Source organism: Bradyrhizobium sp. SZCCHNS3052 (assembly GCF_032484495.1).
Taxonomy (GTDB): Bacteria; Pseudomonadota; Alphaproteobacteria; order Rhizobiales; family Xanthobacteraceae; genus Bradyrhizobium.
On the sequence record NZ_JAUETB010000011.1, the window covers coordinates 71,456 to 83,233 of the forward strand.

Genomic DNA, 11,778 nt, shown 5'->3' on the forward strand with positions numbered 1-11,778 from the left:
CGGTGTTGCGGCGAGAGTCTGTCATCCCCAAACCCACAATGATGGCCAGTCCGTAGCAACCATTGAGTTGCGGCGAGACTGTCCGCACCAGGAGAGCTGCCGCGAACTAATCGTTACGACCAGCTCCAGCGCCCTACTTCGCATCGCACTCGCGGTCATGCGAAGACCTTTGATCGATCTCGGCTGAGGTCTCCGGAGGCTCTCGAATGCCGAAATGCCGATGCTGCTCCTCAGGCGGCCGGCATCCGAAACCTTCCCACCTTAAACAATTTAAGCGTGCAATTCCGGCTGATGTTGATTTAGCGCAATGGTTGTGCTGAGCGCTGCGATAAATGGATTGGCCTGGAACTCCAGAGAGAGTGTCCATATGGCCAATACTCAAGCGGGATTTCGCGACCCATCGCGACTTCGGGCTGCCCTACCTGAGGCCTTCGGGGTCATCAGCGGCATCATTGCCTTCGCGCCTCGACGCTGATGCCAATCTAGCGGAAGCCGATATGAGTGATGTTTTCATCAGCTATGCGAACGAAGACCGGACGCGGGCCGAAATGCTTGCGCGCGCACTTGAAGGCCGCGGTTGGTCGATCTTTTGGGACCGAACTATCCCGATCGGCGAGACATGGCGGGGAACCATCGGACGAGAACTCAACGAGGCGCGCTGTGTCGTCGTCATCTGGTCCAAGGCCTCGATCGCATCCGGCTGGGTGCAGGAAGAGGCGGACGATGCAAAACGACGAGGGATGCTGGTCCCGGTGCTCATCGAAGGTGTCGAGCCTCCGATCGGATTTCGGAGTCTACAGGCGGCGGACCTGTCAGATTGGAATGCCACGGAGCCGACCCAAGCGTTCCAGAGGCTGATTAATGATATCTCGCGGCATATCGTGTCCCCGTCCACACCGCCTGAACAGGTACACGCCGGAAAACCACCGCCAATTCCGCAGCCGGTCCCGAAACTCGCTGCACGGCGGAGCCGATGGACGCTGGCAATTGCTGCCGCAGCTATCGTGGTAACGGGTGCAATTGCCTATCAATTCGTGGGGCCGCAAGACACCTCGAGTGGCGACAATCTACGTGAGACACCTCGCACGAACGCAGCCGCCCAAAAGCCTCCCGGAGCGATAACAGCCGAAGAGCTCCCCGGAGCGACAACAGCCAAACAGTCTCCGGAAGTCACGCCCACCAACGAGGTGCCGCCGAGGAGCCTCAGCAACTACACACTGCAGATCAACCAGGACATCGATAGACAAGACATTGTGCAAGCTGATGGCCAAGTCGGCATTCGCAATTCGGACATCACCGCGTGCGCCTTGCAGTGCGACGTGAACCCGGCATGCGTGGCATTCAGCTTTGATCGTTGGAACAAGGTGTGTTTTCTAAAACGGAAAATCGTGACTTCGGTGCTGGAGCCACGCTCCGCAATCGGCATCAAAAAGCCTTTGGCGTTGCCGAACCGTTCAACACTGCCAGTACAAATAGGTATAGTGCACAATCATCGATTTGACGCACGACCAATCGCCACTGCCAACGTCTCCGACCTGACGGCGTGCCAAGTGGTCTGCTCCGGCGACCGACGGTGTGTGGCGTTCAGCTTCTTGAGAGGGAGCGGCCAGGCGAGGACCTGTCAGATCTTCGACAATGTACAAGATGCCTATATCGACGATCCTTCGGCGGACAGCGGCTGGAAAGAACAGCCCCGCTAGCGCTCGTGCAGGAGGCGACCATTCAATCCAAGCGGCTCAAAAGGTGCCAAGTTGCTGAGCTCGATGTTCCGCAAGAAATCTTCGGTATTGGCGCTCGCCGGACGACGGATCGATGGCGCTGATACCGTCCCCTCTCGCTTTCCGCCCGAAAGCATCCCAGTTGTGCGCCAACGGCTTGCCGACCTGCTCACCAGAGAACGCGTAGCCACCATCGTCAGCTCCGCTGCCTGCGGCGCTGACCTCCTTGCACTCGAGGAGGCGGAGCGCCTGAGTCTACGACGTCGTATTGTTGTGCCGGCTCCGCTGAAGCGATTTCGACAAACATCAGTGATCGATCGACCGGGCGATTGGGGCCGGCTGTTTGACCGTCTCGTCTCGGCTGCCGACGCAGCAGGAGACCTGATTGTGCTTTCCGGCAATCATACCAGCGACGCTGCCGTCTATGCCGCCGTGAACGAAGCTGTCATCCGTGAGGCCAAGACGCTTGCGCGAGAGGGTGCTCTGCATCGGCTCATCGCCGCAGTCGTCTGGGAGGGGGCAGCCAGATCCGGAAGCGACATAACCGGTCAATTCCGGAAATTGGCGGCGGAGGCAGGGTTTGAGGAGCGAGTCATCCTCACGCGCTCTGCGGCCAACGAAGCACAGGAGTACCTGCGAGGCCATCAGCTCTCGCTCGAACAAGTGAAGGATTTGGTGATCCGCCTCAAGAATGAGGACAGGTTCGGCACGGCGCGGAAAGTCCTTACGAGAGTTCGTGAAGAGTTGACCCCAGAGGTTGCTCTTCGGGCTTGGTTTGCTCAGCAGCACTCGCTGTGCACCTACAAAGATCCTGATTTGCCCGTTTTGAAGGCTCTTGATCAAGCGCTTGCGATCCTCAAAGGAACCTTCGATATCGCGAACACCTCTGACCAAGAGACTCTCGGCATCATGGGCGCCATTTGTAAGCGCTGCTGGCAGGCCACGGGGCAAAAGGACCAACTCGAACGCTCATATCACTACTACCGTCGTGGCTTCGATGTTGGTCCGGAGAAGGACTATGGCTACAGCGCGATCAACGCCGCATTTGTTTTGGACCAACTCGCCGACATAGAATTATCTGAAGGAATGCCGTCGGTCGAGGGACGACGAATGGAGGCCAGGGCGATACGAGAAGCAGTTGTGGCGAAGCTGTTGCCGTTGCGCACCACGGATCCCGCGGTCAACAAGAACTGGTGGTATCTCGTCACGCTTTCTGATGCGCTGTTTGGACTAGGCAGGTACGACGAGGCCGAGAGCTGGCTCATGGCGGCCAAAGCCCTCCCTAGCATCCCCGACTGGGAATTCCGGAGCACCGCCACACAGCTTGCGACGCTGTGTCAGCTCCAGAACAGAGGCATACCATCACCGAATGAGCCCGTGGTAGCGAAGGCTGCCAAGGCGCTCGACGCTTTCGTTGGCTCCGCCGCCGCACGCGAAAGCGCTTTCATTGGAAAGGTCGGCCTGGCCCTTTCTGGTGGGGGCTTTCGTGCTTCGCTCTTTCATATCGGGGTGCTTGCAAAACTGGCCGAGCTCGATGTCCTGCGCCGCGTCGAGGTCCTTTCGTGTGTTTCGGGTGGTTCAATCATTGGCGCCCACTACTACCTCCAGCTTCGAGAGGCAATGGAGACCAAGGAGCTGGAGAAACTGAGCGAGATCGAGCTACGCGAGGCATACATTGAGCTAGTACGGCGCGTGGCCGCGGATTTTCTTGCCGGCGTTCAGACAAATATACGGATGCGAGTGTTTGCCAACCCGCTTCCGCTCCTGCGTTCAATCGTTAGCCGCGCTTACACGAGAACAGTTAGACTGGGAGAACTTCTCGAGACCCAGCTCTTTGCGAGAGTGTGGACGAACGCAACGAGCGAGCGGAGGCCGAAGGGTCCGTTGCTTCTCAGGGATCTGAGAATCCAACCCCTAGGAGGAAAAGAGAACTTCGAACCGAAGATCTACAACTGGCGCCGTCAAACGAAAGTCCCAGTGTTAATACTTAATGCCACGACGCTGAATACGGGACATGCTTGGCAATATACAACAAGCTTCATGGGTGAGTCTCCTTGGGGAATCGATCCCAATGCAGACGGCACCAACCGGCTGCGAAGAATGTACCACGGTGAGGCACCACCCGAGCACCGAGCGACCAGCCTTTCTCAGGCTGTTGTTGCTTCTGCCTGCGTGCCCGGCTTGTTCGAGCCAATTAGAATAGATGGCCTATATCGTCTCGAAGAAAGAGGTCGAAAGCCCGAGCCACTTATATTGAGACACGTCGACGGCGGTGTGCACGACAACCAGGGGATCGCCAGCCTCTTCGAACAAGGCTGCAGCGTTGTTCTCGTGAGCGACGCCTCCGGGCAAACGGCACTCGCGCCAGATCCTGGCGGGGGCACGCTAGCGTCGCTGACGCGGAGCAATTCAATCCTTATGGAACGCGTCCGGCAGGAGCAATATGCCCGCTTGGACACGATGCAGAAGGGCGGCCTCCTCAAGGGCGCGATGTTCATCCATTTAAAGAAGGACCTCGATGTCGTACCGGTCGACTGGGTGGGATGCGAAGAGCCGCGCGACGATTCGAACCAAACAGACGAGCCGGTGACCGAATACGGTATTCGGAAGCAGGTTCAGGAACTTCTCGCAGGGATTCGCACCGACCTTGACAGCTTTTCCGAGGTCGAGGCGTACGCCCTGATGGCAAGCGGCTATCGCATGACCGAGTACTACTTACCGCAGGTCCAAGTTCTGCCTACCCACACGCAAGAAGGTGCCGAGTGGGACTTTCTGGCCATTGAGTCGGTGCTGCGGGATTCCATGACCTCGGATAAGAGCTACAGACACCTATTGCGGCTGCTGAGAAGTGCAGGCAGCCGAATGTTTAGAATCTGGTCGCAGTCCCGTGTTCTACCCCTGATCATCTTGCTCAGTTCCGCTGCTGGAATTGTGCTGACAGCCGCGTGGCTAATCCATGACGGTGGTCCGCCCCGAATAAGCATCATGGTGAATGGGTGGGTGATTTTCGCACTTGTTATTCTTATGATTCCGCTCGCGTCACCATTGGTTCGCGAACATGTGGGCCGAATCGTAATTGGCCTTCTCGGCCTCGTCCTCTGGATCCCCGCGCAATTTCACCTCAGGGTGATTGATCGCATTTTCCTGAGGATGGGCCGGTTAAATCAGTTGCGATAGAAACGAAGTATTCGTGCGCGCTGGCAACGGACGAGTACATGTCAAAATCGAAGGAGGACTTCATCTTCCTCTCCGTCACGTCACTCGACAGGCCAGCAGCAAGTGCGCCTGCCAGTGTTGATGATGCCTTCCCGGGGTTACGGTGACGCGGCATTTTTTCTCCGACGGGCTCCTGCCGCCGTTACCCCTTGCCGGACAGGCCCATGGATGACCAAACGACCATGACTGGGCCAAGGAGCTGTGTCACATGTCCGGGACCGCCGTAGCGAAGGACCGGTTCAATGCCAACAATCGAGTGCCTCAGAGTGGATCGAATGGCAGCGGCAGCTTGAACGACCGTGTGCGCCGATCAAGGTTGGTGGCCCCCTTTCACCAGATAGGAACCGGCACGCCTCGGTCTTTGGCCGAGTCGATGTTTGCTTACCCGGGGAGCATTGGCCGACGTGGCGCGAAAAGCCGCTCTGGCCCCTGTGCCAACTGAACCTGACGGAGGCTCCCTGGCGTCCGAACAGCCTCGCCGATATTGAACTCATTGCCTTGTTCATTTCGCTCCACTTCATGGAGGCCGAGTTTCCGTGGCTGCGAGATCCGGGTGAAGGAAAGGGAGCGGGTTGGTGCTTAAGGACGTATCCTTCTGTTGACGCGCTTGTCCCGCTCGTTGCACCGTCACACGACTCCACGATCCGTGACACCCATGTTCACTGGAGCAATGTCACACCCGACTCACCGACGCACGATCTCCTGCCGCTCGACCTTCCAGACAATCTCCGCCACACTTATTATGAAATGAATCTCCCACGCATACATGCTACCAAATTGGGAGGTTGGCCCAGCTGCGTTCAGTCGGAGCCGTGGTGGTACCATCAGGACAGCGATGACGACTTCTCGTTTGCCATCCAAGACTTCTCGTTTGCCATCCAAATCGATAGCGAAAGCGAGGCTGGCTGGATGTGGGGAGACAGCGGCACTGCGTATTCCGCCCGCAGCCAACGCGACCCACGGAAACGGGCATTCGACTGGCAGTGTTATTGAAAGTCCGATAGCGGACGAGCGGAAGTGCATATCGCCTTCTTGCATTCAACTGCGATCAGCACGAAGCGATTTCCGCGAACGCTCTTGGATTTCCGGAGTTGGTGATAGACCGGCTGTGCCATCGGAACGGGCTCTCCGTCTGAGATTAGAGGGGGACTACGTTGACGCTGCACTTTTTCCGCGCGTTTCTTGCGAGCGCCAAGCGGCGATATTTCGTCGTGCGCGGGAAGCAGGTCGTCTTAATGGTGAGTTTGATGGCGGCCAACTCATGTCATCAACCGATGCGGCACGGCAGCGGCTCAGGCCGAAAATTCTGAATACCAGAATATTTATTGACACCACCCCCAAATCAGTGATCTTATCTCGCCATCCTGCTTCGCCGAGAGGGGCGTATCGCGATCGTCACGGCACGTGAGGCGGGGATGCGGTGGCCGCTACTTCGTCTGGCGCTTTTTGCGCGACGACTGATGAGGTGCGGACGGCGAAGTCGCGTGGTCCTGGCGCCCCGATGCTGGCGTCAAGGTCGCGGCGTTCATGACGAGCGCAGCGGGCGACGGGGGCAACACAGCCGGTCCCCGGGGAGATCGCGTATAAGCCGTAAAGCCATCGCGCGGGGAAGGCCGGATGTTCGGCCGTACCTGTGGTTCTGCCGCGTGCTTTCTTGCTGCACGCGGACCGCGGGTGCGACCAGCACCCGGCCTTCCCCGCGCCCTCTCATCTGACGAGGACGCCAACGGCAGCAGAGCTCGGGCCGACGCGGCCGCGAGAATGCGGCGGCATGGCTGTGAGCAAGGCTGCGATGAGCGGCAGGCTGTTTGACAGGTTTGATCGGGATCAGAGAGCTTGGCTCAAGGCGCGAGCAGAGGGGGCTCAAACGCCCGGCTTCGCCAAGAGGCTTCGCCGGGCACGCTTCGCCCGTTGGACTACAGCGCGGCTGCGCCACGCGTAGCCCAACGGGCGAAGCGTGGTGCCCAGGGGCGGAATCGAAAATTTCTCTATCAGCATGATTAATATGATGTTTTTCGCGCTCCAAAGGCATCGTGTACCTGCCAGTGTACCCGACGATCATCTCTCCTCCGCCACAGTTTACCCCCGCTCTGGCCTGAGCTACGTGGAGAATCTCCGCTGTCTGATCGATGAAGGCCCCCGCCAGTACGCGCCGAGAGAATGTTCTCGCGCTGGCCATGATGCGTCCGGCGAATTCGAGCTCATTGGCCCGAAAAGACGCGAGCGAGCCGCGATCCAAAGAGGGGAGTCAAAATGCACCCACGCCATGGCAACTTTGGCTCTTAAGATTCCGAAGTCGAGTGCGCGACGCGCAACTCCCCTCCTAGCGGGGCCGGACTTTAGGCGATGCCGCGGCGGAGACCGCCCCCTTGCGGTACTGACGCCCCAGTGGCTAAACAGCCGCGGGGTGGCGTCAATGGCCTCGCAAACAACCGGAACACCAGTTTATGTCCCATGGACTAATGATCGCAGCGATAGGCGGTGCTTATGCCGGCTCGCCGGTCGCGGCAGCGTTCGTGCAAGCCGGCCACCCGGCGATCGGATTTGACATCGACGTCGTCCAAATGGCCAAGCTAGAAGACGGTAGGGACAGCAGCTATGAGATCCCGTCGGCCACTCTGAATCGGCCGGACTTGCACTTCACCACCGATCCGAGCGAGACGGCCGCGGCTGCTTGCGTCTTCGTCACCGTTCCGATTGACAGTGCCCACCAAGCCGATCCGGGCTCGGTGCTCCCGGCCACGCGTGCCCTCGGGAAGGTGCTTGAAAAGGAGTTCGGCCGTCCGCCCATCATGAAGATGTTTCCGATGCAGCCGGAGACGTCGAGACGAACTATGCCGATGTCAGCGACCTCGAACGCGACATCGGCTTCCGGCCGGCGACGTCGATCGCCGACAGCATCGGACGTTTTGCAAAATGGTACCGCGACTACCATCGGATTTGACGGGTTGATTTCATGACCGGACGCATCATTCCTCTCATCATGTGCGGCGGCGCCGGGACCCGGCTCTGGCCGGCCTCGCGCGAGGTCAGGCCGAAGCAGTTCCTGCCGCTGTTCGGCGCCCGTTCCACGTTCCAGGACACGCTGCTGCGCGTCTCCGATGCCGATCTTTTCGAGCGGCCGATCATCATCACCAACCTGGCCTATCGCTTCATGGTGCTGGAGCAACTGGCCGAGATCGGCATCGACGCCGACGTCCTGCTGGAGCCGATGCGGCGCGATTCAGGCCCGGCGATCGCCGCCGGAGCCGCTTTCGCCCAGTCGCGCCATCAGGACGCCGTCGTGCTGGCGCTGGCGGCCGATCACGTCGTTCGCGACACCGCGGCTTTCCTCGCGGCGTGCCGCCAGGGGCTCGCTGCCGCCGAGGCCGGCCGCATCGTCACCTTCGGCGTCAATCCGGAGCGCGCGGCCACCGAATATGGCTATATCAGCCCGGGTGCACCGGTATGCGGGGAGGTGCGGGCGGTCGCAAAATTCGTCGAGAAGCCGGATCAGCCGACCGCTGAGCGCTACATTCGCGAGGGCTATCTCTGGAACAGCGGCAACTTCATGTTCCGCGCGTCGGTCCTGCTCGACGAATACCGCAAGTTCGATGCGGGCAGCGTGCAGACGGTGATTAATGCGGTGTCCAAGGCCGGCCGCGACCTCGGCTTCATCATCCTGGATTCCGACGCCTTCGCGGCGGCCAAGCCGATCTCGATCGACTATGCCGTGATGGAGAAGACCGAACGGGCGGCCGTGGCCCCGGTGTCGTGCGGCTGGTCCGATGTCGGCTCCTGGCATGCGGTCTGGGAATTGTCCGACAAGGACGGGCAGGGCAATGCCGCGCGCGGCACCGCCGTGTTCGAGGATTCCCGTAACTGCAACGTCGTCACCGACAAGGCGCTGGTCGCGCTCGAGGGCGTCGACGATCTCGTCGTGGTGGCGGCGCAGGATGCCGTGCTGGTGTCGCGCCAGCGCGATGCCAACGGCTTGAAGCGGCTGGTCGCTAGGCTCAAGACCGTCGCGCCTGAAGTCACCGAGGCCCACATCAAGGTGCACCGGCCCTGGGGCAGCTACCAGTCGGTCGACAATGGCGAGCGTCATCAGGTCAAGCGCATCATCGTCAAGCCCGGCCAGCGGCTGTCGCTTCAGAAGCACTATCACCGGTCCGAGCACTGGATCGTGGTGCGCGGCGCGGCGCGGGTCACCGTCAACGAGACGGTCAAGACCGTGCACGAGAACGAATCGATCTACATTCCGATGGGCGCGGTGCACCGGCTGGAAAACCCGGGCAAGATCCTGCTGGAACTGATCGAAGTCCAGACCGGGTCCTATCTCGGCGAGGACGACATCATCCGTATCGAGGACGATTACCGCCGCGAGTAAGGCGGGGTCTCGCCGCGAATCACGCGAGCCGAGCTAGGGGGCGATGTTCGGCAAGCCGCTGGCCTGCCTCCTAACTTTGACGCAGAACACGACCAAAACATCGGGCAGAAGCGAAGTCGTGACTTCCCGCATTGACACTTGAAATGAGGGAATAGCGTGAGTGATTACTCGGGGTTATCGAGCACTCGGACGCGGAGATTTTGTTGGCAATATCAATCGCCTGTTTCACGCGCGGGGCGAGAAGGTGATTTTCGCAATCAAATGTGCACTGTGGGGATTCGGATTCGACTACATCCAGCACTATCCCCGCGCGCAGCTCATTAGTACGCGATGACCGGACTTGGGGTAGCTACGGCTTGTCTGATCTTCCTACCAGGCCTTTTGGTTTTGCTGGCTTGGATCGATTTCAAGCGCAGACCAATACCCAACGCGCTGAATGCGACGATCGCCCTAATTGGGGCGTTTCGGGCAGCTGCCCTGGGCGGATTGCCTGCCGTCGTCGAAACAGTTCTCCAGGCAATGATCGTCGCTGCTGCCGTCTGGCTCCTACGCTGGCTCTATTTCGTCATCCGAAGGCAGCAGGGCCTGGGACTAGGCGACGTGAAGCTACTGACTGCGTCGACTTTTTGGGTTGGTATGGTCGGCATCCCTCTCCAGTTGTTGTCCGCCTCACTATCGGCGCTCGCGGTAGTCGCCACCCTACATGCGGCTGGCTACTCCGTCACACGGAAGAGCGCGGTCCCGTTTGGACCATTTCTGGCTTTTGGGCTGCTCGTCACCCTTGCTGCGCAGGAAAGTCGATGGCTCGTTTGATTCGTATACATCCGGGCACCCGCAGGGGATTCTCCCAGCCCTGGGCGTTTTGAACCATCAAGCTTAGAACGTCGTCAGTTTCGGGAATAGAGCTGAAGGTCGATCGTGCACCCGCCACCGGAGCAGTGGAGTGCTTGCTGCATGGCGCTTTGGTCCTCCTCAGTGGCGCCGATGCGCAGCTGCCGTTCTCGGTCACAACATCGACCATTCGGTCAGCGTATCCGTCAACACTGTTGGCTACTCAACGGCTCGTATAACAATCGCACTCCGATGATGACATCCTACCTGACACTCTTCAGGCAGCTTACAGATCGGCAGTCAAACCACAGCTGATCCTGAACCCAGGCAGGGGGTCCATACCGGCGGCTGCTTCCTCAAAGTCACCAACGCTTCCCTTATACTCGATCGAGAACATGAACCCATTGACGGACCAGACTGTTGCATCCAACGTCCCCAGGCCGTTCATCTCGATGCTTACCGTAGCCAAAGCCACCTCTCTCTTGTTGGGGAATGCGATACTCCCGTCGAAGCTCGGTCGTCCGTTTGACATCCTGTAGAAGTCCACCTCAACGCCGTTTGGCAGCCGTTGGACCTTGTTGATAGTCTGAACCTGACGATCCCACAAATATCGAATTCGATCATCCAGCCGCGCTCGCACACAATCGAGAACCTGCTTCTCAAGCCACGATAGGCGCGAATCGGCCCCAGATAGCCAGGCGAGAGGAGCTCTGATTACCTGCATGAGCAATCGCCCCCGCCGCTTCCCAACTCAGCGGTCCCCACGCCTATGCCCTTGTAGACCTTGGAATGCGATCCCACTGCAGCTTGAAGACGGTCGGCATCGGGTTCCGAGCCTTCCAATCTGCTAGAAATCGAGACATTTCCTCATTCGGACGTCCTGCAAAGTTTCGGTGCCACCGCGGCCCGTCGCACCTCGCGTCCAAGCGAAGCATTAGCGTACGAGACGATGATCCGTCGGGAACCCTCGATAATTCTTGTCCTGAAACTGAAACATGCCACGTCTCCGATTTAGCGAGCGCCTCAGGCCGTGCAGGGAAATCCCGGGCTGACGGCATTCGATATCGACGCATATGACAACGATCTGCCGCGCCTGCGCGAACTAACCGGGGAGCTCATTGCGTCGCTGATGGACGGCACGAAGCTGATACAGAGCGTCCGGGGCATCGTATCAGAACGTCGGCCGGACCTCACTCACACGGCGATCGAGGTACGTCGGCAGGCCGGCCTGCTTTCAACCGCGTGCCTCGGCGACGGCTTGGGCTATGCGGTGAACCGATTTGACCCGCGAACCTGCTCCCCCAAGCGATCTGCGTCCTCCTGATCCATCGACGACTCTTTGATCGACTTGATCACGAGGGCCTTGCCTCCTCAAGGGTTAGGACCCGCGAATTGAACAACTGTAGCCGCACAACCAAAAGAATCGATAGGGTCAGCCACCCCAGCACCAGAACCAGGACATAAGAGAATATGGGAGTGCCGAGAGTTCGTGGCCCGGCGATTCCAATAGGTACCACCTCTTCGATCTCCGATAGCTCCGACGATGAACTCAGAAGCCGAGCGCCCCCCGCAGCTGCGCACCTCCCCCAGCGGAATCACACCTTGCCTCGGCCTGGTCTCAATGATCCGCTCAAGCCTTTGGCC

General features: G+C 59.4%; 7 protein-coding genes. All 7 read left to right on the forward strand.

The genetic code is table 11. The annotated features are described in order from the left end of the window. Positions 1-497: 497 nt before the first annotated feature. The 7 genes from QX073_RS27055 to QX073_RS27080 all read left to right on the forward strand — a co-directional run bounded on the left by QX073_RS27055 (position 498) and on the right by QX073_RS27080 (position 11,458). Positions 498-1,700, forward strand: a complete 1,203-nt coding sequence (locus tag QX073_RS27055) for a TIR domain-containing protein (RefSeq protein WP_316226671.1) — start codon at positions 498-500, stop codon at positions 1,698-1,700. A 63-nt stretch (positions 1,701-1,763) separates the two neighbouring features. After that, entirely contained in the window at positions 1,764-4,895 is a 3,132-nt protein-coding gene (locus QX073_RS27060; RefSeq protein WP_316226672.1) for a patatin-like phospholipase family protein, read from the forward strand. A 240-nt stretch (positions 4,896-5,135) separates the two neighbouring features. After that, positions 5,136-5,927 (forward strand): DUF1963 domain-containing protein, encoded by a 792-nt coding sequence (locus QX073_RS34465; RefSeq protein WP_410052394.1) that lies wholly within the window; start codon positions 5,136-5,138, stop codon positions 5,925-5,927. 1,469 nt (positions 5,928-7,396) lie between these two features. Then, on the forward strand, positions 7,397-7,894 hold the full coding sequence (locus QX073_RS27065) for a hypothetical protein (RefSeq protein ID WP_315716348.1): 498 nt from the start codon (positions 7,397-7,399) through the stop codon (positions 7,892-7,894). Further along, positions 7,891-9,303 carry a mannose-1-phosphate guanylyltransferase/mannose-6-phosphate isomerase gene (locus QX073_RS27070; protein ID WP_315826527.1) on the forward strand — a complete coding sequence of 471 codons (1,413 nt, stop codon included), beginning with the start codon at positions 7,891-7,893 and terminating at the stop codon, positions 9,301-9,303. The genes QX073_RS27065 and QX073_RS27070 overlap by 4 nt, the downstream gene beginning before the upstream one ends. Before the next feature lie 330 nt (positions 9,304-9,633). Continuing rightward, positions 9,634-10,116 carry an A24 family peptidase gene (locus QX073_RS27075; protein WP_316226673.1) on the forward strand — a complete coding sequence of 161 codons (483 nt, stop codon included), beginning with the start codon at positions 9,634-9,636 and terminating at the stop codon, positions 10,114-10,116. 1,048 nt (positions 10,117-11,164) lie between these two features. Beyond that, a complete protein-coding gene (locus QX073_RS27080; protein WP_315716351.1) occupies positions 11,165-11,458 on the forward strand; it encodes a hypothetical protein in 294 nt (97 codons plus the stop codon). Positions 11,459-11,778 lie beyond the last annotated feature (320 nt).

Excerpts from the sequence above, each read along its gene's own strand:
- QX073_RS27055 (WP_316226671.1), top strand. The coding sequence starts at position 498 with ATGAGTGATGTTTTCATCAGCTATGCGAACGAAGACCGGACGCGGGCC.
- QX073_RS27065 (WP_315716348.1), top strand. The coding sequence starts at position 7,397 with ATGATCGCAGCGATAGGCGGTGCTTATGCCGGCTCGCCGGTCGCGGCA.
- QX073_RS27070 (WP_315826527.1), top strand. The coding sequence starts at position 7,891 with ATGACCGGACGCATCATTCCTCTCATCATGTGCGGCGGCGCCGGGACC.
- QX073_RS27075 (WP_316226673.1), top strand. The coding sequence starts at position 9,634 with ATGACCGGACTTGGGGTAGCTACGGCTTGTCTGATCTTCCTACCAGGC.
- QX073_RS27060 (WP_316226672.1), top strand. The coding sequence starts at position 1,764 with ATGTTCCGCAAGAAATCTTCGGTATTGGCGCTCGCCGGACGACGGATC.